This window comes from Isoptericola sp. NPDC056578 (assembly GCF_042793275.1).
Classification (GTDB): domain Bacteria; phylum Actinomycetota; class Actinomycetes; order Actinomycetales; family Cellulomonadaceae; genus Isoptericola.
In genome coordinates this window covers 32,746-52,702 of the sequence record NZ_JBHTVC010000018.1, presented here as the reverse complement: position 1 = coordinate 52,702, position 19,957 = coordinate 32,746, and the positions used below count along the sequence as shown (strand labels likewise).

The following is a 19,957-nucleotide window of genomic DNA, read 5'->3' as shown; positions in this document are numbered from 1 at the left end:
CCGCTCACTCCGCGGGGTGGGCGAGGGTGAGGTCGTGCCCGTCGACGCCCGCGCCGGCGAGGCTCACGGCCGTCGCGGCAGGCGGGTAGCCCGTCGCGATCACCGTGTACTCGCCGCCGTCCAGGTCGGTGAACGCGTAGGCGCCGTCCGCGCCGGTCGTCGCCGTCCCGGCCACGTTGCCCGCCGCGTCGACGAGCGTCACCCGGGCGTCCGCGAGCGGCCCGTGCGGGGCGCGCACGACGCCGGTCACCCGGGCGCCCGCCGCGAGCTCCACCTCGACGCGCGTGACGCCGGCGGCGCCGACCTCGACGGGCAGCGCGCGGGGCCGGAACCCGGCGGCGTTGACGGCCACCGTGACGGGCCCCGGCACGAGCTCCTCGAGGGCGAACGCGCCGTCCTCCGCCGTGACCGTGCTCGCCTGCAGGTCGCCGCGCACGTCCGTGACCAGCACCATCGCGCCCGCGACGGGGTGCAGGTCCGGGCCGCGCACCACGCCGCGCAGGCCGCTGGTGCCACTGAGCAGCACGTCGTGGGCCAGCGGCGTCGCGCCGACGACGATCGTCGAGGCCTGCGGCTGGAAGCCGTCGGCCGAGGCGATGAGCACGTACGTGCCGGCGCCCGGCGCGTCGACCGCGTACGCGCCGTCGGACCGCGCGATCGCGAGGCCGAGCTGTCGCCCGCCCAGCGAGATGAGCGTGATCGCCGCCTGCGGCAGCGGGGCGCCCTCGACGCCGCGGACCAGGCCGTGCACGGTGATGCCGTCCGTGCCGCCGTCGGGCAGGACGTCCGCCGCCGGAGCGGCGCGCCGAGCGGTCGGCCCGGCGCCGACCGCGACGAGCTCAGGGGCGTAGGCCTCGGTGTCCTCGAGGGCCTCCGGGGCCGCGGAGCCGGCCTCCTCGGCGGCGGACTGCTCCATCGCACCCTTGGTCTGCAGCGGGACCTCCTTGATGAAGGCGACGAGCAGGAAGGCGACGAGGGCGGCGCACGCGCCGATGAGGAAGACGTCGGCGATGCCGTGCCCGTACGCGCTCTCGAGGACGCCGCGCAGGGGCTCGGGCACCTGGTCCATGTCGGGGATCTCGCCCGAGCCGCCCGCCGCGCCCTGGGCGAGCTCGGCGCCCTTCGGGCCCAGGTTCGCCAGGCCGTCCGCGACGTAGTCGGGGATCCGGTGGGCCAGGACGGCGCCGAGCGCGGAGACGCCGATCGCGCCGCCGAGCGAGCGGAAGAACGTGACCAGCGAGCTGGCGGACCCCAGGTCGGCGGGGGCCACCTGGTTCTGTGTGCAGAGCACGAGGTTCTGCATCATCATGCCGACGCCGACGCCCATCACCGCCATGAAGACGGCGACGTGCCAGTACTCGGTGTCGTACCGGATGGTGCCCAGCAGGCCGAGCCCGGCGGTGAGCAGCAGGGCCCCGGAGACCAGCCAGCCCTTCCAGCGGCCGGTCCTGGTGATGATGAGGCCGGAGAGGGTCGACGAGACGAACAGGCCGCCGATCATGGGGATCGTCATGACGCCGGCCATCGTCGGCGACTTGTCGCGCGCCAGCTGGAAGTACTGGCTGAAGAAGATGGTGCCGGCGAACATCGCCACGCCCACGAAGAGCGAGGCCACCGACGAGAGCGCCACGGTGCGGTTGCGGAACAGCCGCATGGGGATGATCGGCTGGGAGACCTTCGACTCGACCAGCACGAACAGCAGCACGAGGACGAGGGCGCCGCCCGTCATCGCGTACGTCTGCCACGAGTTCCAGTCGTACTTGTCGCCCGCGAACGTGACCCACAGGAGCAGCAGGCAGACGGCGGCGGTCGAGAGGAACGCGCCGCCCCAGTCGATCTTCACGTTGTCGCGCTTCACGACGGGCAGGTGCAGCGTCTTCTGCAGCACGATCAGCGCGACGAGCGCGAACGGGACGCCCACGTAGAAGCACCAGCGCCAGCCCAGCCAGTCGGTGTCCGTGATGACGCCGCCGAGCAGCGGGCCGCCGACGGTGGCGACGGCGAAGGTGGCACCCAGGTAGCCGGAGTACCGGCCGCGCTCGCGCGGCGCGATCATCGTCGCCATGACGATCTGCGCCAGGGCGGACAGACCGCCGGTGCCGATGCCCTGGAACACGCGGCAGACGATGAGCCACTCCGCGGACTGCGCGAGCCCCGCGGCCGCCGAGGCGAGCACGAAGATCACCAGCGCGACCTGCACCAGCACCTTCTTGCTGAACAGGTCGGCGAGCTTGCCCCACAGCGGGGTGGTGGCGGTCATCGACAGCAGCGAGGCCGTGACGACCCAGGTGTAGGCCGACTGGCCGCCGCCGAGCTCGGCGATGATCTCCGGCAGGGCGTTCGAGACGATCGTGGAGGACAGGATCGCGACGAACATGCCCAGCATGAGGCCCGACAGGGCCTCCAGGATCTGCCGGTGGCTCATCGAGACCCCGGGCTGGTGGTCGGTGCGCGCGCCGCGCTTGGCGTGCGCGGGCGCCGCCGCTGTGGTCGATGCCATGAAGGTCCTCTCGAGGTGCTGCGGGGTCGAGGTGGGGGCGGGGGCCGTCAGGCCCGGGCGGGGACGGCGGCGCGGGCCGACGTCGGGCACTCGGCGAAGCTGCCGTGCAGGCGCGCCATGAGCTCGGTCAGCCGGTCGATCTCGGCGTCGTCCCAGTCGCCCATCCGCTCGGCGAACAGGCCGGTGGTGCGCTCGGAGATCTGCTCGAGCTTGTGCCGTCCCGCCGGGGTGAGGCTGAGGATCCAGGACCGCCGGTCGTCGGGGTCGTGCGTGCGCTCGACCCAGCCCTGCTCGACGGCGTGCGACGCGTGCCGGCTGGTGACGGACAGGTCGAGCCAGAGCTGGTCGGCGAGGCGGCTCAGCCGCATCGGCCCCTGGCGGCGCAGGGTCGACATGACGGCCGTCGGCCCGACGGCGCAGTCCTGCGGCAGGTTCCGCACGATGGTCCGCTTGACCGCGCCGACGGCGCGCAGCTGGCGCTGGAGCTCCTCGTACCGCACGTGCTCAGGCATGCTTGCCCACCCCCATATTGGTTGCGGGGAGCAAACATAAAAAGGTTGCCTGCTGAAATCAAATGGGTGTCAGGGAGTGGTCGCGCGCCTCCGCGCCTCGCGCCACATCGTCGCCATCTCACGGACGCCGTACCGCAGGTACACCCGCTGCGGGCGACCGCCGCGCGTGAGGGCGTCGGTGCCCCCGTCGCAGTAGACGACCTGGCCGGTCATGAAGCGGTTCTCCGGCGAGACCAGGAACGCGAGCAGGTCGGCGACCGGCGCGACCGGCCCGGGCGCGCCGAGGGGCTGGGGGAGCGCCGTCTCCAGCAGCAGCCGGTCGCGCGCCCAGGTGCGGGTCACGACGTCCGTGGCGACGATCCCCGGGGCCACGGCGTTGAGCACGATGCCCGCGCGCGTCCACGCCGGCGACACGGCCGTGGACCGTGCCCACAGGTTCAGCGCCGCCTTGCTCGAGCGGTAGAGCTGGCTCCCGCGCCCGGTGCGGACCAGTCGGCGTGCGACGGCGAGCGCGCGCTCCTCGTCGCCGCCGAGGCAGGCGCGGACCAGCGCGCCGCTGCCGCGGTTCAGGGTCGACGACGACGAGACGACGACCGCAGCCGGGGCGTCCGACGCCGCCAGGCACCCGCGCAGCCCCTCCAGCACGGCGGTGGCGCCGAAGTAGTTCAGCGCCACCGTCTCCGGCCGGGGCGCGCCGGCTCCCGCCGCCGCGACGAGGCCGTCGACCCGGCCGCCGCCGAGCGACCGCACCTGCTCGACGAGGTCGGCCCGGCCCGCGGCGGTCGTGAGGTCGGCGCGCACGTCCACGTCGTCGGCCAGCCCGCAGGTGATCACCTGCCCGCGCGTGGCGAGCAGGTCCGCGACCGCCCGGCCGAGGCCGGAGTCGGCGCCGGTGACGACGTAGGTGCGGGGAGCCGGCACGGCGGGCGGCCGGTCAGGCGTCGCCGAGCGCGCCGTCGACCAGCTCCTTCGCGGCCGCCTGCACCTCCGCGAGGTGGTCGGCGGACACGAACGACTCGGCGTAGATCTTGTACACGTCCTCCGTGCCCGACGGGCGCGCGGCGAACCACGCGTCGGCGGTGGTCACCTTGAGGCCGCCGACCTTCGCGCCGTTCCCCGGCGCCTCGGTGAGCGTCGCCGTGATGTCCTGCCCGGCGAGCGTCGTGGAGCTGACCTCGTCGGGGGAGAGCGCCGACAGGCGCGACTTCTGCGCGCGCGTGGCCGGCGCGTCCACGCGGGCGTACCAGGACTCGCCGTAACGGTCGACGAGGTCGGCGTGGTGCTCGGACGGCGTGCGGCCCGTGGTCGCGATGATCTCGGAGGCGAGCAGCGCCAGCAGCAGGCCGTCCTTGTCCGTGGACCAGACGCGGCCGTCGCGGCGCAGGAACGACGCCCCGGCCGACTCCTCGCCCCCGAAGCCGACCTCGCCGGTCAGCAGGCCGGGCACGAACCACTTGAAGCCCACCGGCACCTCGACCAGCTGCCGGCCCAGGCCCGCCACGACGCGGTCGATCAGCGCCGACGACACGAGCGTCTTGCCGACCGCGGTGCCGTCCGGCCAGCCCGGCCGCGCGCCGCCGTACAGGTACTCGATCGCGACGGCCAGGTAGTGGTTCGGGTTCATCAGCCCGGCGTCGGGGGTGACGATGCCGTGCCGGTCCGAGTCGGCGTCGTTGCCGGTCGCGACGTCGAACGGCGCGTCGCCGCCGTCACGACCGGCCATGCGCTCCACCAGCGACGCCATCGCGTACGGGGAGCTGCAGTCCATGCGGATCTTGCCGTCCCAGTCGAGCGTCATGAACGACCAGCGCGGGTCCACCTGCGGGTTCACCACGGTGAGGTCGAGGTCGTACCGCTCGCCGATCGCGCCCCAGTACTCCACCGACGCGCCGCCCAGCGGGTCCGCGCCGATGCGCACGCCGGCCGTGCGGATCGCCTCGAGGTCGACGACGTTCGGCAGGTCGTCCACGTACGTGGTGAGGAAGTCGTGCTTGTGCGTGGTGTCGGCGCCGAGCGCGTCCTCGAGCGCGACCCGGCGCACGGACGCGAGCCCGCCGGTGCGCAGGATCTCGTTGGCGCGGTCGGCGATCCAGCCGGTCGCCTCCGACCCGGCGGGGCCGCCGTGCGGCGGGTTGTACTTGAAGCCGCCGTCGCGCGGCGGGTTGTGCGACGGCGTGACGACGATGCCGTCCGCCAGGCCGGGGCCCTGCGTGCGCACGCCGTCGCCCGTCGTCGCCCCGTTGTGGATGAGGATCGACTGCGACACGGCGGGCGTCGGCGTGAACGAGTCCCGCGCGTCGACCATCACCGTGACGCCCGCCGCAGCCAGCACCTCCAGCGCCGTCTGCCACGCCGGCAGAGACAGCGCGTGCGTGTCCCGGCCGATGAACAGCGGGCCGTCCGTGCCCTGCGACGCGCGGTACTCGACGATCGCCTGCGTGATCGCGGCGATGTGCGCCTCGTTGAACGCCGTGTCCAGGCTGGAGCCGCGGTGCCCGGACGTGCCGAACACCACCTGCTGCGCCGGGTCGGAGACGTCCGGCACGAGGTCGTAGTACGCCCCCACCACCTGGTCGACGTCGATGAGGTCGATGTCCTGGGCCGGCTTCCCTGCGCGCTCGTGCATGGGTCGATCTTGCCAGTCGTCGCCGTCGGGCGTCAGGGCGGTCCCGCGCGCCGTCAGCGTCGGAAGTCGGCCTTGCGCACCAGCCCGTGCACGCCCACCGTGCGGTCCACGACCTGCGAGACGGCGAAGTCGGCCGCCGCGGACAGGTAGGCGTACGCGATCGCGCGGTCCAGGCCCTGGTCGTGCTCGAGGAAGTCGAGGGCGTTGACGACGGCGCGCCGCATCGCGACGTCGAGGTCGCTGCCGTTGCCGCCGACGGCGCCGTCCGGGTCGGACAGGCCGATGGGGATCCAGGCGTCCTCCGTCTCCGCGAAGGGGTACGAGTAGGCGACGGACGGCGCGTCGCCCGAGCCCGGCTTGCACACCGTGAGGCGGAACGTGCCGCGCAGTGAGCCCTCCATCGCGGTGAGCGCCACCTCGCCGTCGCCCATCGCCATGTGCGGGTCGCCCACGTAGAACAGCGCGCCCGGCGCGCGCACCGGGAGGTAGAACGTGGAGCCCGCGCCCAGGCGGCTGATGTCGATGTTGCCGCCGCCGAGCGTCGGCGGGATCGAGTTGGCCTCGGGGGCGGTGAGGCCGGTGTTCTCCGAGAAAGCGACCCCCATCGTGCCGAAGAAGTACCGCAGGGGGAACGACACGCGCGACCGGCCCTCGCCGATCGCCGCCTTGCCGCCCCGGATCTGCGCGAGCACCGACACGTTGCCGTACTCGGTGGGGACGCCGGTGCCGCGGCCGTCCGTCGCGACGGGCGGCATGACCTCGTCGAGCGTGATGCCGGCGGGTGCGCCGGAGGCGGTGAGGGCCAGCGCGCCCTTGCCGTGCCGCGACGAGATGACGCCGTACGGCACGCGCGGGACGACGTCGAGCGTCTCGATCTTCAGCACGTCGCCGGGCTCGGCGCCCTCGACGTGCACGGGGCCGGTGATGACGTGGGGGCCGTCGGCGTCGAAGTTGCGCGAGGTGCGGTCGTAGCCGCCGGCGATGGCGACGGCGTCGTCCAGCACCTCGCGGCGGTGGATGCCACGCTCGCCGAACCAGGCGACCGGGTCGCGGCCCTGGTCCTCGAGGATGCCCTCGTGCGACACCGAGTCGATCGTGATCGTGCGGCCGGACCGGACGCGCGCCACGGCGGTCGCGTGCACCGACGGGACGTAGCCCCACAGCACGTCGTCGACGTCGGAGCGCAGGTAGTGGTCCCCGCGGATGCGGCCCCGGCCCGGCTGCAGGATGCCGCCGAAGCCCGCCGCCCCGCCCCGGCCCGCGGCGGTGGTGCCGCCCGAGGTGGCGGCGGCGGGGGCCGCCGCCCCGACGGTCAGCGCGGCCCCGGCGCCCACGCCGGCCGCGGCCTGGAGGAAGCGTCGGCGGCCGAGGCCGGCGGTGAGGGTCTCGGCAGCGTCTCGTCCGTCGTGCATGTGCGCTCCTCGTGCTCGTGCGGCAGGGCCCCGTCCTCCGGGTGCGCCCGACGGTAGGGAGCGCGCATGACGGGCGTGTTCGCCGCCGGTGTCCGCCGGGTAACGGACGGGCCGCGTTCGCTGGGAGTTCGCCGAGGACGCCCTGGCGTTCCGCTGCCCGGCGTCTCGGCGACACCGGACGGTTGCCTCGGCCGCCTACCGTCGTCGCCATCGGCATGCCGGAGCGCCCTGACGAGGGCGTGTACTCGATCCGCTCTCTCACGACCCCGGAGGAAGTACATGAACCCCCGCAGCATCCGCCAGGCCTGTGCCGCCGCCGCCGCCGGCGCCGCCTCGCTCGTCGGGCTCGTCCTCGTGGCGCCCGGCGCCGCGGCCGCGCCGTCGCCCGACCCGGCCGAGGTCAAGGCGGCCGCGGCCGCCCAGCGCGCCCAGGCCGGCCTGTACACCGGCCACGTCGAGGTCGTGCGCGGCGAGGCCGCCGACCCCGAGGTGCTCACCGGCACCGTGTTCCACGACAAGGACGAGGACTCCACCCAGGACAAGGGCGAGAAGGGCGTCGCCGGCGTCCAGGTGTCCAACGGCCGCGACGTCGTCACGACCGACGGCAAGGGGCGCTACAGCATCCCGGCCTTCGACGACATGACCGTCTTCGTCACCCAGCCCGCGGGCTACCAGGTGCCGGTGGACGAGAACGCCATCGCCCAGTTCAGCTACAACCACCTGCCCGAGGGGTCGCCCGACCTGAGGTACGGCGGCCTCGAGCCCACCGGGCCGCTGCCGAAGGCGGTCAACTTCCCGCTCGGGAAGTCGAAGGCGACCGGGAGGGCGAAGCAGAGCTGCCCGATCGCGGCCGACACCCAGACGTACGACCTCACCCAGGTCGGCTACGCCCGGGACGGGGCCGTCGCGGACCTCATGGCCCGCGACGACTACGCGAGCTGCGGCATCCTGCTGCTCGGCGACAACGTGGGCGACGACCTGAGCCTCTACCCCGAGCTCAAGGACATCTACGCCGCCGCGAACGGCCCGGTCCGCATGGCGCCCGGCAACCACGACATGGACTACGACGCCGCCGACGACTCCCGGTCCCTGGACACGTTCCGCCAGGAGGTCGGGCCCGGCTACTTCTCCTACGACGTCGGGCAGGCGCACGTCGTCGTCCTCGACAACATCGTCTACAACGGCGCCAAGCCGGACGGCAAGAACGGCGGCTACCTCGAGAAGGTCGACGAGCAGCAGCTCGCCTGGCTCGAGGCGGACCTCGCGGAGGTGCCGAGGAACAAGCTCGTCGTCGTCGCGGCCCACGCCCCGATCGTCGACCACCGCCAGGTCATCACGGACAACGCGCCGGAGCTGTACGACGTGCTCCGCGGGCGCAACGCGGTGACCGTCGGCGGGCACACGCACATGCTGGAGAACCTGCTGCCGGGCGACACCCGCGCCGAGTGGCAGGCGGGCGGCGTCGAGGAGCTCGAGCACACCCAGCTCGTGGCCGGCGCCGTCTCGGGCGACTGGTACTCCGGCGGGCTGGACGAGCAGGGCCTGCCGTTCGCGTACATGGCCGACGGCGCCCGCCCGGGCGTCCTCACCCTGGACCTGGACGGCAACGCGTTCGCGGAGCGGTACACGGTCCGTGGCGAGCCGGACGACCTCCAGCTCGCGCTCGGCGTCAACACGCCGCACTGGCGCGACTGGGCCGGCGAGGCGCTCGCGTGGCGTGACGGCGGCAAGGAGGGCGACGCGCCCGCGCTCGGCGACGAGCGTCTGGTGAGCGCCGAGGACCTCGCGGGCGACAGCTGGCTCACCGCGAACTTCTACGCCGGCTCGTCGGCGGCGCACGTCGAGGTGTCGATCGACGACGGCGCCGCGGTCGAGGCCGAGCACACGCAGCCGATGACGGGCGAGTCGCTGCGCACCGGCTGGGAGTACTCCGACCCGACGGCGGCCACGCGCAACCTGCTCACCAGCGGGAACGCGACGCGGTCGAACGCGCACCTGTGGCGGCTGCCGCTCCCCGAGGACCTCGGGGCGGGCACGCACGCCGCGACGGTGACGGCCACCGACAACCACGGCCGGGAGTTCACCGACACCCTGCGGTTCACGGTGGCCGACGACCGGCCCGCCGCCACCGCGACCGTGCTGCGCGGCGACGTGCCGAGCGACGACGCGCCGGTGCAGCCGGCGCCGCAGGGCCCCGCCGACCCGGCGGAGCTCAGCGCACGCTGACCGGCACCCGCCGATCTCCTCAGTCGAAGTAGGTCGGCACGTCCAGCGGGCCGCCGTGCGCGACGAACTCGTCGTGCACGGCGGTCCGCAGCGCGTCGTCGGACAGGTACTCCAGCGCGGTGAGCGCCAGCCCGACGGCGCCGTCGACGGCGGCCGGCACGGCGGCGGGTCCGCCGGCGGCGTCGGCGAACTCGGCGGTGTGCAGCGCCACGTCGGGCGCCGAGACCTGGATCAGCGGGTGCATGCCGGGCACGCGGAACGACACGTTGCCGAAGTCGGTGGACGCCGCGAGCGTCTCGGACACCACACCGGGCGGCAGCGGGTCGCGCCCGCGTCGCCGCTGCGCCGCCACCCAGCGCTCCGTGAGCGCCGCGTTGGTGCGCACGGGCAGGCTCGGCAGGGCGCCGTCGTCCCACACGATCTCGACCTCGGTGCCGGTCATGAGCGCCGCGCCGCGCGCGACGTCGTCGAGCCGCGCGGACAGGTCGCGCAGGGTGTCCGGGTACTTCGACCGGGCGTAGAGCCGCATGACGGCGCGCTCGGTGATGATGCTGGGCCGGGTGCCGCCCTCGACGACCGTCGCGTGCACGCGGTCCACCGGCGGGAGCTGCTGACGCAGCAGGCCGATGCCCTGGTAGGCGAGGTTCGCGGCGTCGAGCGCGTTGCGCCCCATGAACGGCTGGGCGGACGCGTGGGCCGGGCGGCCCGTGAACGTCCAGGTGAGCAGGCGCCGGCCGAGCCACACCTGCTCGGCGACGTCCTGCCCGTACGGGTGCACCATGATCGCCGCGTCCACGTCGTCGAAGGCGCCGGCGCGCGCCAGGACCTCCTTGCCGGAGTGGCCCTCCTCGGCGGGCGTGCCGAGCAGGACGACGCGGCCGGCGGGCGCCGCGCCCGAGTGGCCCTCGCCCGACAGCACGTCGCGCAGCGCGAGGAACGCGCCCACGCCCGCGGCGGCGATGACGTTGTGCCCGCAGGCGTGCCCGATGACGGGCAGCGCGTCGTACTCCGCGCAGATCGCGATCGTCGGCCCGTCGGCGGCCCCCCGGAGCTCCGCCCGGAAGGCCGTCGGCACGCCGTGCGCGCCCAGCTCGGCCTCGACGCCGTGCCGGGCCAGGACGTCGACCAGCAGGGCGGCGCTGCGGTGCTCCTCCCAGGCCGGCTCCGGGTCGGCGTGCAGCCGCTCGACGACGTCGCGCAGGTCGGGCTCGAGCGCCTCGGCCGCGCGCTCGACGGCGTCGGCCACGGCGTCGGGCAGCAGGGAGGGGGCGACGTCGGACGGCGGGGCCGCCCGCCGGCGTTCCTCGCTCTCGTGGAACAGGTGGTCGAGGTAGGCGGTGCTCGGGCGGGCGGGGGGAACGTGGTCCTCGTGGGGCACGGCGTCGGGCACGGTCATGTCAGGCATCGTAGGGAAGCGGTCGCGGCGGACGGGAGGAACGACGCGAATCTCACGATGCGGACGAATGCCTCGCGACGGATGACCGGGGCCACTACGTTCGGGCGGACACGCCCGCGGTGGCGGGCCGACCCGAGGAGACCGCGTGACCACCTCCGTCGACGCACGATCCCGCACCGACCGGTTCCTGGCGTTCGTCGAACGGGTCGGCAACAAGCTGCCCGAGCCGTTCACCCTGTTCCTCATCCTGTTCGGCGTCATCGCGCTGGCGTCCACGGGCATGGCGCTCGCGGGGGTCACCGTGCAGATGCCCGGCAGCGACGAGGTCGTCGAGGTCAAGGGCCTGTTCACCGCCGAGGGGATGACCTGGCTCACCGAGAACCTCGGCGAGAACTTCCTCGGCTTCCCGCCGCTCGTCACGGTGCTGCCGATCCTCATGGCGGTGGGCGTGGCGGAGAAGTCGGGGCTGCTCGGGGCCGCCGTGCGGTACGCGTTCGGGTCCGCGCCGCGGTGGGCGCTCGCCTACGCCGTCGGCTTCGTCGGCGTGATGGGCAGCATCATGTCGGACACCGCGTTCATCATCATCCCGCCGCTGGCGGCGATGGTGTTCCGCGCCGCGGGTCGGCACCCGGTCGCGGGCCTGCTCGGCGGGTTCGCGGCGGCCGGCGCGGGGTACTCGACGAACATCCTCGTCACCAGCCTCGACGCCCTCTTCGCGGGCATCACCAGCTCGGTCGCGCAGATCCTGCCCGACCCGGGCTCGCCCGTGAACCCGCTGTCGAACTGGTTCTTCAACGCCGTCTCGTCGATCGCCCTGGCCCTGCTGGCGGGCTTCCTCATCGACAAGGTGCTCGAGCCGCGCATCCGCCGGCAGGGCGTGCCCATGGAGCAGGTCGTGGAGGACGGGGAGGACCCGCTCGCGAACGCGTCCGCCGCCACCACGGACGACGAGCGGCGCGGGCTGCGGAACGCCCTGGTCGTGGCCCTCGGCGTGGCCGCCGTGATGGTCGCCGCCGTGCTCGTGCCGGCGTCGCCGTGGCGCAACGAGGACGGGGCGTTCCTGCCCGAGTCGCCGCTGCTCAGCTCGATCGTCTTCATCGTCTTCACGATGTTCCTGGTGCCGGCGATCGTCTACGGGCGCGCGGTCGGGACGGTGCGTCGCATCGAGGATGTGCCGATCATGTTCGGCCAGGCGCTCAAGGACATGATCGGGTTCGTCGTGCTGGCGTTCGTGCTCGGCCAGTTCATCGCGCTGTTCAACTGGTCCGGCGTCGGGCAGTGGATCGCGGTGTCCGGGGCCTCCGCGCTCGAGTCGATCGGGCTCACCGGCTACGGCGCGATCCTCGGCTTCCTCGTCGTCGCGTCGCTGCTCAATCTGTTCATCATCTCGGGCTCGGCGCTGTGGACGCTCATGGCCGCCGTCTTCGTGCCGATGTTCGCCCTCATCGGGTACGAGCCCGCGTTCGTGCAGGCCGCGTTCCGCGTGGGCGACTCCGCGACGCAGATCATCACGCCGCTCAACCCGTACATGATCGTGCTGCTCGCCTACCTGCGCCGGTGGGAGCCGAGCGCCGGGCTCGGCACCGTGATGGCCCGGCTGCTGCCGTTCACCGTCTGCTTCTGGCTGGTGTGGGCGGCCATCCTCAGCGTGTTCTTCTTCCTCGACCTGCCCGTGGGGCCCGGCAACGGGATCTTCCTGGACGGATGATCCCGTCGCCGGGACGGTTCACGCGCGCTGCGTGCGGCTCGGGGCCGACTCGTTCCACAGCCGGTCGAGGGCGGTGACGGCGTAGGCGTAACGCTCGCCGCGTACCGCCGTCGCGTCGGTGAAGCCGTGCAGCACGCCGCCGTCGGAGCGGACCGTGCCGAGGAGCTGCGTGGCGTCCTCGACGTCCACCCGGGCGTCCTTCCCGGCGGCCCGGTAGACGGCGAACGACGTCGCGCGACGACGGTGCGGTGCCGCGTCCACCCAGCGCAGCTCGACGCCGTCGCCGCCCGGGCGGGCGTGCGTGAGCACCGGCGGCTGGACGCGGGTGCCGGCCAGGTGCGGCATCGTCGGGACCAGCGCGGGGTGCGCGTAATGGTCGGCGCGCACGCGCGACATGGAGCCCTGCGGGTCCTGCGGCACGTGCACGGCGGAGAAGTACACGTTGCCGAGCACCGGCGTGCCCTGCGCCGTCACCTCCGCGCAGAACGTGAGGTGGTTGCTCAGCTCCGCCGGGTCGGTGAACACGCCGGACGTCACCTTGTAGAGCGCCTCCCCGATGTACAGGTGGGTGCCGGACGTCGCCGCGACCTCGGCCCACCACGGCACGAGCTTGCGGTAGTCGGCGACGGCGAGCCCGAACTGCCAGTAGATCTGCGGGTTGATGTAGTCGAGCCAGCCCTCCAGCACCCACTTGCGGGTGTCGGCGAACTGCAGGTCGTAGCTCTGCGAGCCGCCCGTGTCCGAGCCGCGCGGGTCGGTCGACGCGTTGCGCCAGATGCCGAACGGGCTGATGCCGAACTTGACCCAGGGCTTGAGCTCCTTGATGCGCTCCGAGACCGTCCGGACGAACTCGTCGACGTTGTGCCGCCGCCAGTCCTCGACCGTCGCGAAACCGCCGCCGTGCTCGGCGTACGTGGCGGCGTCGGGCAGGGTCTGGCCCGCCACGGGGTACGGGTAGAAGTAGTCGTCGAAGTGCACGCCGTCGATGTCGTAGTGCTCGACGCTGTGCAGGATCGCGGCGTAGATGTGCTCGCGCGCCTCCGGCAGGCCCGGGTCGAAGTAGAGCTTGCCTCCGTACGGCCACACCCAGTCCGGGTGCTGGCGGGCCGGGTGCTCGGGCAGGAGCTTCGTCGGGTCGGCCTGCATGGAGACCCGGTAGGGGTTGTACCAGGTGTGCAGCTCGAGGTTGCGGGCGTGCGTCTCCGCGACGACGAACGCGAGCGGGTCGAAGCCCGGGTCGCCGCCCTGCGTGCCGGTGAGGTACTGCGACCAGGGCTCGTACGGGCTGGGCCAGAAGGCGTCCGCCGTCGGCCGGACCTGGACGAAGACGGCGTTGAGGTTCATGCCCACCGCGACGTCGAGCCAGTGGAGGTACTCGGCCTTCAGCTCGTCGGCGGTCAGTCCGGTGCGCGAGGGCCAGTCGATGTTGACGACCGACGAGATCCACATCGCGCGCAGCTCGCGCTTGCGGGCCGTGGGACCGGCCGCCTCCGCCGTCGCCGCGGCGGCGGGGGCCATCGAGCCGACGGTCACGGACAGCGCCGAGCCGGCGACACCTGCCGTCGCGAGGGAGAGGAAGCCGCGGCGGCCGAGGGCGCGGGAACTCGCACTGTGGTCGGCTCGGCCGGTCGGAACGGGGTGCGTCATTGCAGACCTCCGGTGGTCAGGCGTGGGTAAGGGAGTTTCACGCTCACGGGTACCTGTGAAGACGAGTGTCGCGGATGCGGCACCGCGCGCGCCACCCCGCACCCTGTGCTTACCGTGCGGCTGGGCAACGATGCCTCAGGACCCTGACGCTGAGAGGGCACCACCATGCGCACCGTGCGACGCATCATCACGACCGGAGTCACCATGGGGATCGCCACGGCCGTGGCGCTCACGACAGGAATCGCGGGAGCGGGGGCGGCGACGGCCGCCGTCCGGCCGCTCCCTGACAAGAGCTACGGGCTCTCGTCCTACTACGGGCCGAGATGCATGCCGATCAAGGCGGCGTCCACGTACCACCTCGGTCAGGACATGAGCGCCAAGAAGGGCACCGCGATCAAGTCCGTCGCGCCGGGCACCGTCATCAAGGCGGGCTCGGCGCCGGGCTTCGGCCAGGTCGTCGTGGTGCGTTCCAACGCCGACGGCGGCAAGGTCTTCGCCGTCTACGGCCACGTCGTCGACGGCGACAAGTACGTGAAGGCCGGCAAGTACGTGAAGCGCGGCCAGCGCATCGCCGACGTCGGCAGCTCCGGCACCTCCACCGCGCCGCACCTGCACCTGGAGATCTGGAAGGGCGCGTACAAGGGGTCGGGCAGCACCACCGACCCGCTGCCGTGGATGAAGAACCACGGCGCGAACCTCAGCACCGGCGCGGCGTGGGCCAACAAGCGCGTCGTGCCCAAGTCGTGCACCTACTACACGACCACCAGCGTCAACCTGCGCTCGGGCCCGGGCACCGGCTACCGCACGCTCAAGACCGTCAAGGTCAACCGCTGGCTCACCGCCAAGCCCGGCGCCGGCTCGGGCGTGTGGCGCAAGGTCACCTACGGCGGCACCACCGGCTGGATGCACGCGAACTACGTCTCGCCGGGGCTCACCTCGCTGGGCACCCGCTACGTCAAGGTCGACGGCCTGCGGCTGCGCTCGGGCCCCGGCACCGGCTACAAGGCGATCGACACGCTCAACAAGGGCAAGGCCGTCAAGAAGATCTGGGACTCCTCCGGCGGGTGGGTCAAGGTCTTCGTCAACGGCCGCCAGGGCTACGTCGCGTCGAAGTACGTCGGGTCGACGAAGCCCTGAGCGCGGGCGTCAGGCGGCGTGACGGTCGGTGGCGTTGAGCCGCGCGACCGTCGCGTCGTACGCGCCCGAGGTCTCCGCGAAGCGGAGGGGCTTCACGCCCTCGACGAGGATCTCGTGGGCGTCGGGCCGGGCCGCGAGGAGCTCGACCACCTCGTCCGCGAACGCGTCCAGCGGCATGGCGACCGGGTTGTCCTCCTGCCCCGGCATGAGGGCCGTCCGGACCGCGGGCGGCACGATCTCGATCACCCGCACCCCCGCCGGCTCGAGCTGGAGCCGGATGCCCTCGCTCAGCCGGTGGATCGCGGCCTTCGTCGCGTTGTAGGTGGGCGTCACGGCGAGCGGCACGTGCGCCAGCCCGGAGGAGACCGTGACGAACGCGGCGCCCGCGCCCGAGCCCGCGCGGGCGCGCAGGTGCGGCAGGAACGCGGCGGCCAGGCGGATCGGGCCGAGCAGGTTGGTCGTCACGGTGCGCTCGGCGGTGGCGAGGAAGTCCTCGGAGGTCCAGTCCTCGGCCTGCATGATGCCGGCCATCGCGACGACGGCGTCCAGGTCGGGGTGGCGCCCGAGCACCTCGCGTCGTGCGGTTTCGATGCTGTCCGGGTCGGCGGTGTCGATGCGGACGGCGTCGATCCCGGGGTGGGCGGCGACGATCTCGTCGAGCAGGGCGGTGCGGCGGCCGCCCACGATCACGGTGCTGCCGCGGGCCTGGAGCCGGAGGGCGAGCGCGAGGCCGATGCCGCTGGTCGCGCCGGGGACGAAGACGGTGCTGCGGGTGAGGTCCATGGCCACCACCCTGCGCGGGCCGCCGCCCGGGCGGGAGAGGAGCGGTCGTCGGGGGACCGGCGATCCCTGGCTACGGCCTGGCTCGACCGGCGTCGTCGGCGGACGATGGGCGCATGGCTCATGAAGGACGCACCGAGCGTGCCGCCGACCGTCGAGAGCTGGCCGAGTTCCTGCGACGTCGTCGGGAGGCGGTGCAGCCCGCCGACGTCGGCCTGCCCGCCGGGGCGCGACGTCGGACCGCGGGGCTGCGGCGGGAGGAGGTCGCGGCGCTCGCGGCGATGTCCGCCGACTACTACACGCGGCTGGAGCAGCAGCGCGGCCCGCAGCCGAGCGAGCAGATGCTCGCGTCGCTGGCTCGGGCGCTCCGGCTCACCGACGACGAGCGCGACTACCTGTTCCGCGTGGCCGGTCGGGGGACGCCGGACCGGGTGACGATGTCGTCCCACGTGTCGCCCGCGCTGCTGCGCGTGCTCGACCGCCTGTCCGACACGCCCGCCCTCGTGCTGTCCGCGCTCGGCGAGACGCTCGTGGCCAACGACCTCGCCGTGGCGCTGCTGGGCGACCGGTCGGCGCTGACGGGGTGGGCGCGCAGCGACGTCTACCGCTGGTTCACCGACCCCTCCGAGCGGCTGCTGTACCCCGAGGACGACCGCGACCGGCAGGGGCGCTCGCTCGTCTCCACGCTCCGCGTGGCGCACGGGATGCTCGGGCCGCGCTCGCGCGCGGGCGAGCTGGTGCGCGAGCTGCGGGCGCGCAGCGCCGAGTTCGCCGAGCTGTGGGACCGGCACGAGGTGCACCAGCGGTTCGCCGACCACAAGACGCTCATGCACCCGCAGGTCGGGCCGATCGAGCTGGACTGCCAGGTGCTGTTCACCGAGGACCAGACCCAGGCGCTGCTGGTGCTCACCGCGCCGCCGCGCTCCGAGGCGGAGGAGAAGCTCGCCCTGCTCGCCGTCGTCGGGCAGCAGGCCATGGCGCGCTGACCCCTGCCCGTCGCGGAACAGGCGGTTGCGCACGGAGTCGACGGGTATTCGGTGCGACATCGCATGTTCGGCGACCGGCGCGTCGTGGTGCATACCCTTGTGACGAGAGTATGGTCCTCGGCATGGCATCGAAGCCCGCACCCAGACCGCTGCAGGAACCCGCGTTCCTCGTCCTGTCCGCCCTGGCGCAGGGGCCGGCCCACGGGTACGGCATCTCCAAGGACGTCGAGGAGAGCTCCGGCGGCCGTGTCACCCTGCGCGCCGGCACCCTCTACGGCGCGATCGACCGGCTCGTCGCCGCCGGGTTGGTCGAGGTGGACCACGAGGAGGTGGTCGACTCCCGGCTGCGGCGCTACTACCGCCTGACCGTCGAGGGCGGCGCCCGGCTCGACGCCGAGGCCCGCCGGTCGGAGGCGCAGGCCCGCCAGGCGCTCGACCGGCTCGCGGCGCGCCGGACGTCGCGACCGGGCCGCGCCGTCGCCGGCGGGCTGGGGGAGGTGCCGGCATGAGCGCCGACCGTCCCGAGAGGGCGGAGGCGACCGCCGTCGTCCCCGCGCTGGTGCGCGACTACCGGCGGCTGCTGCGGCTGTTCCCCTTCGCGTACCGGCGCGCGCACGGCGCCGAGATGCTCGGGCACCTGCTCGACGCCGCCGCGCCCGGGCAGTCGCGGCCCGCGCGCGGGGACGTCGTCGACCTGCTGCGCGCCGCCGCGCGGGAATGGGCGCTCGCGCCCCTGGGGTCGACGGCGCCGGAGCGGCGTGCCGGGACCGGGCTGCTGTGCGTCGCGCTCCCGGCGCTGCTCGCGGTCCCGGCCGTCAGGGCAGGCGGCCACGCGGCCTCGCTGGTCTCCCAGGACGGGGCACCGCCGCTCCTGTCGACCGTGCCCATGGTGGTGGCCTGGGCGATCTGGGCCCTCGGAGTCGTCGCGCTGCTGACGGGTGCGGGCCGGGCAGGCCGGACGCTCGTGGCCGCGGCCGCCGTGGTCGCGGCCCTGACCGTCGGTGCGCTCCTCGCCATCGGCCAGGCGCACGCGGCGTTCCTGGAGACGGGATGGGCGGTCGGGCTCGCCGCGCATGCCCTGGTGGTCGTCGAGCACGCGCGCTGCCGAGCGTCCGAGCACGACCGTCGGCTCGCCGCGATCACCGCGGCGGGCATGGCGCTCGCCGTGGTGGCCTACGTCCTGGCCACGGTCGCGGACGCGGGGCACCTCGGCCTGCCGTGGTGGTCGTCGGTCGCCTCGACGACGTGGTCGACCGAGGCCCTCGTCGCGCCGCTCATGGTCCTGGGCCTGGCCGCGACGCTCTGGGCGCGGACTCGGCAGGCCGTGCCGCTGATGGCGGGGGTTCTCACCGGGATCGTGCTGGGCGGGTCGCAGTTCTTCTGGTCGGGCTCCGTCGACCCGAGCACCGTGGACCTGGGCAACGTCCTCGGTCTGCTCGCGCTCTCGCTCGGGGCGGCGTGCTCGGCCCGGTGGGTCGTGAACCGGATCGGTGAGCTCGCAGAGGTGCGGGCCCGCCTCCGGCTCGACGCCGAACAGGCGGTCGGTCCCGGAACGGGCGTCGTCGGAGGCCCATAACGGTGTCGACCGCCTGTTCGGCGAGGGGGCGGGGCTGCTACCAGCTCGCGTTGCGGGCGAGCTCCAGGGCGATCTCCTGCCACCATGCGCCGGCGGCGGGGCCGCCGTTGCAGGCGCCGTCGCTCTCGCCGGGCAGCTTGACCCACAGCAGCGCGTCGAGGTGGCTGTCGTCGTCGACGACGGCGGGCCGCTCACCCAGGGCGCGGCCGCGCGGGTTGCACCACTCGCCGTTCGAGCCGTTGCCGTTGCGCGACGTGTCGACGACGAACGGGACGCCGCCGAGCAGGGCGGACACCTCCTCGCCGTAGGCGCGCGACTCGTCCGTGGTGCGGTAGTTGGACACGTTGAGCGCGAAGCCCGCGACGTGCTCCAGCCCCACCCGCTGCAGCCGCGACGCCGCCTCCGCGGCGGGCAGCCAGGCCGAGTGGCCGACGTCGAGGTACACGCGGGCGCCGGCCTCGTCGAGGATGCGGGCGGCGTCGGCCAGCATCCCGACGCGGTCGCCCTGGCCGTCGCAGTCGCCGAGCTGCGGGAGGGCGTCCGGCTCCAGCACCACCCACGGCTCGCCGACCATCGCGCCCGCGACCTGCTCGACCCAGGCGCGGTACGCGGCCTCGTCCGTGCCGCCGCCGGAGTGCGAGCCGCAGTCGCGGCCCGGGATCGCGTACACCGCCAGCAGCGGCGTCGCGCCCGCCGCGGCGGCCCGGCCCGTGTAGTCGGCCACGCCGGCGCTCGCCTCGGCGGAGTCGGCGTCGGTGACCCAGGACGCCTGCGGCGTGGTGGCGATCTTCTCCAGCAGCGCGCGGTAGGTGCCGGACGCCGCCTGCCAGGCGTCCCATGCCTGCGTGCCCTCGTCGACGAAGAACGTCGCGTCGGCGGGCCCGCCGGGCTCACCGGGGTCGTCGGTGGGCGGGTCGGTCGGCTCCGTGGGCGGGTCCGAGGGGTCCGTCGTGGGGAGGTCGCCCGTGCAGGCGACGCCGTCGAGGCTGAAGCTCGCCGGCACCTTCGCCGCCCCCGCCGACGTCGCGATCAGCCCGAAGGACGCCGTCGCGCCCGTCGCCAGCGTGCCGTTCCAGCCGGCGTCGGCCACGCGCACCTGCGCGCCGTCCTGCACGAGCCGGCCGTTCCAGACCTGGGAGACGTGGTCGCCGTCGGCCTGCCGCCACGAGACCTCCCACCCCGAGCGGGCGTCGCCCAGGTTGGTCAGCGTGACGTCGGCCTGGAACCCGCCCTGCCACGAGCTCGTGACGGCGTAGTCCACCTCGCAGGCCGTCGTCGCGCCCGCGGCGGACGTGGCGAGGGTGACGGCGCCGGCGGTGAGGCCGGCGCCGCCCGCCAGCACGGCCGCGGTGAGGGTGGCGACCCGGGAGGTCGGTCGAGGGCGTCGTTCGGTGCGCATGCGAGGCTCCGTCGCGTCGTGGGTGCGGACGGGGCCACGCTAGGAGCGCGCC

General features: G+C 73.9%; 15 protein-coding genes. 6 read left to right on the top strand and 9 right to left on the bottom strand.

Annotated elements, in window-relative coordinates; genetic code table 11:
* Positions 1-4: 4 nt before the first annotated feature.
* The 5 genes from ACFQ80_RS09510 to ACFQ80_RS09490 all read right to left on the bottom strand — a co-directional run bounded on the left by ACFQ80_RS09510 (position 5) and on the right by ACFQ80_RS09490 (position 7,050).
* Complete coding sequence (locus ACFQ80_RS09510; RefSeq protein WP_430563475.1) at positions 5-2,500, bottom strand: MFS transporter; 2,496 nt, start codon at positions 2,498-2,500, stop codon at positions 5-7.
* Between the two features lie 47 nt (positions 2,501-2,547).
* Positions 2,548-3,012: a MarR family winged helix-turn-helix transcriptional regulator gene (locus ACFQ80_RS09505; RefSeq protein ID WP_430551536.1), complete on the bottom strand. Its 465-nt coding sequence runs from the start codon at positions 3,010-3,012 to the stop codon at positions 2,548-2,550.
* A gap of 69 nt (positions 3,013-3,081) precedes the next feature.
* Complete coding sequence (locus tag ACFQ80_RS09500) at positions 3,082-3,933, bottom strand: SDR family oxidoreductase (RefSeq protein ID WP_430563474.1); 852 nt, start codon at positions 3,931-3,933, stop codon at positions 3,082-3,084.
* 13 nt (positions 3,934-3,946) lie between these two features.
* The gene (gene pgm / locus ACFQ80_RS09495) at positions 3,947-5,638 is read right to left on the bottom strand and encodes a phosphoglucomutase (alpha-D-glucose-1,6-bisphosphate-dependent) (protein ID WP_430551538.1); all 1,692 of its coding nucleotides are present in this window, start codon (positions 5,636-5,638) and stop codon (positions 3,947-3,949) included.
* A 53-nt stretch (positions 5,639-5,691) separates the two neighbouring features.
* Positions 5,692-7,050: an acetamidase/formamidase family protein gene (locus ACFQ80_RS09490; protein WP_430563473.1), complete on the bottom strand. Its 1,359-nt coding sequence runs from the start codon at positions 7,048-7,050 to the stop codon at positions 5,692-5,694.
* Positions 7,051-7,329: 279 nt separating this feature from the next.
* Between ACFQ80_RS09490 and ACFQ80_RS09485 the strand changes: the two genes are divergently transcribed.
* Positions 7,330-9,276, top strand: a complete 1,947-nt coding sequence (locus ACFQ80_RS09485) for a calcineurin-like phosphoesterase C-terminal domain-containing protein (protein ID WP_430563472.1) — start codon at positions 7,330-7,332, stop codon at positions 9,274-9,276.
* A 19-nt stretch (positions 9,277-9,295) separates the two neighbouring features.
* Here the strand turns inward: ACFQ80_RS09485 and ACFQ80_RS09480 are convergent, their stop codons facing one another.
* Positions 9,296-10,672, bottom strand: a complete 1,377-nt coding sequence (locus ACFQ80_RS09480; protein WP_430563471.1) for a M20 family metallopeptidase — start codon at positions 10,670-10,672, stop codon at positions 9,296-9,298.
* 145 nt (positions 10,673-10,817) lie between these two features.
* On the opposite strand from ACFQ80_RS09480, the gene ACFQ80_RS09475 reads away from it, so the two are divergent.
* Entirely contained in the window at positions 10,818-12,380 is a 1,563-nt protein-coding gene (locus ACFQ80_RS09475) for an AbgT family transporter (RefSeq protein WP_430551542.1), read from the top strand.
* A gap of 18 nt (positions 12,381-12,398) precedes the next feature.
* Here ACFQ80_RS09475 and ACFQ80_RS09470 read toward each other — a convergent pair whose 3' ends face one another.
* Positions 12,399-14,027, bottom strand: a complete 1,629-nt coding sequence (locus tag ACFQ80_RS09470; RefSeq protein WP_430563470.1) for a glycoside hydrolase family 10 protein — start codon at positions 14,025-14,027, stop codon at positions 12,399-12,401.
* A gap of 174 nt (positions 14,028-14,201) precedes the next feature.
* Between ACFQ80_RS09470 and ACFQ80_RS09465 the strand changes: the two genes are divergently transcribed.
* Complete coding sequence (locus ACFQ80_RS09465; protein ID WP_430563469.1) at positions 14,202-15,164, top strand: SH3 domain-containing protein; 963 nt, start codon at positions 14,202-14,204, stop codon at positions 15,162-15,164.
* A gap of 9 nt (positions 15,165-15,173) precedes the next feature.
* Here ACFQ80_RS09465 and ACFQ80_RS09460 read toward each other — a convergent pair whose 3' ends face one another.
* The gene (locus ACFQ80_RS09460; protein ID WP_430563468.1) at positions 15,174-15,947 is read right to left on the bottom strand and encodes an SDR family oxidoreductase; all 774 of its coding nucleotides are present in this window, start codon (positions 15,945-15,947) and stop codon (positions 15,174-15,176) included.
* 113 nt (positions 15,948-16,060) lie between these two features.
* Here ACFQ80_RS09460 and ACFQ80_RS09455 point away from each other — a divergent pair, with 113 nt between their 5' ends.
* The 3 genes from ACFQ80_RS09455 (at position 16,061) to ACFQ80_RS09445 (ending at position 18,506) form a co-directional block, all read left to right on the top strand.
* Entirely contained in the window at positions 16,061-16,930 is an 870-nt protein-coding gene (locus ACFQ80_RS09455) for a helix-turn-helix transcriptional regulator (RefSeq protein ID WP_430563467.1), read from the top strand.
* Between the two features lie 122 nt (positions 16,931-17,052).
* Complete coding sequence (locus ACFQ80_RS09450) at positions 17,053-17,439, top strand: PadR family transcriptional regulator (protein WP_430551547.1); 387 nt, start codon at positions 17,053-17,055, stop codon at positions 17,437-17,439.
* Positions 17,436-18,506 carry a hypothetical protein gene (locus ACFQ80_RS09445; RefSeq protein ID WP_430563466.1) on the top strand — a complete coding sequence of 357 codons (1,071 nt, stop codon included), beginning with the start codon at positions 17,436-17,438 and terminating at the stop codon, positions 18,504-18,506. Before ACFQ80_RS09450 ends, ACFQ80_RS09445 begins: the two co-directional genes overlap by 4 nt.
* Before the next feature lie 37 nt (positions 18,507-18,543).
* On the opposite strand, the gene ACFQ80_RS09440 is transcribed toward ACFQ80_RS09445, so the two are convergent.
* The gene (locus ACFQ80_RS09440; RefSeq protein WP_430563465.1) at positions 18,544-19,905 is read right to left on the bottom strand and encodes a glycoside hydrolase family 6 protein; all 1,362 of its coding nucleotides are present in this window, start codon (positions 19,903-19,905) and stop codon (positions 18,544-18,546) included.
* Positions 19,906-19,957: the final 52 nt, after the last annotated feature.

Coding starts and splice junctions, on each gene's coding strand:
- ACFQ80_RS09445 (WP_430563466.1), top strand. CDS start 17,436: ATGAGCGCCGACCGTCCCGAGAGGGCGGAGGCGACCGCCGTCGTCCCC.
- ACFQ80_RS09490 (WP_430563473.1), bottom strand. CDS start 7,050: ATGCACGACGGACGAGACGCTGCCGAGACCCTCACCGCCGGCCTCGGC.
- ACFQ80_RS09510 (WP_430563475.1), bottom strand. CDS start 2,500: ATGGCATCGACCACAGCGGCGGCGCCCGCGCACGCCAAGCGCGGCGCG.
- ACFQ80_RS09470 (WP_430563470.1), bottom strand. CDS start 14,027: ATGACGCACCCCGTTCCGACCGGCCGAGCCGACCACAGTGCGAGTTCC.
- ACFQ80_RS09505 (WP_430551536.1), bottom strand. CDS start 3,012: ATGCCTGAGCACGTGCGGTACGAGGAGCTCCAGCGCCAGCTGCGCGCC.
- pgm (WP_430551538.1), bottom strand. CDS start 5,638: ATGCACGAGCGCGCAGGGAAGCCGGCCCAGGACATCGACCTCATCGAC.
- ACFQ80_RS09440 (WP_430563465.1), bottom strand. CDS start 19,905: ATGCGCACCGAACGACGCCCTCGACCGACCTCCCGGGTCGCCACCCTC.
- ACFQ80_RS09460 (WP_430563468.1), bottom strand. CDS start 15,947: ATGGACCTCACCCGCAGCACCGTCTTCGTCCCCGGCGCGACCAGCGGC.
- ACFQ80_RS09480 (WP_430563471.1), bottom strand. CDS start 10,672: ATGACCGTGCCCGACGCCGTGCCCCACGAGGACCACGTTCCCCCCGCC.
- ACFQ80_RS09485 (WP_430563472.1), top strand. CDS start 7,330: ATGAACCCCCGCAGCATCCGCCAGGCCTGTGCCGCCGCCGCCGCCGGC.
- ACFQ80_RS09455 (WP_430563467.1), top strand. CDS start 16,061: ATGGCTCATGAAGGACGCACCGAGCGTGCCGCCGACCGTCGAGAGCTG.
- ACFQ80_RS09450 (WP_430551547.1), top strand. CDS start 17,053: ATGGCATCGAAGCCCGCACCCAGACCGCTGCAGGAACCCGCGTTCCTC.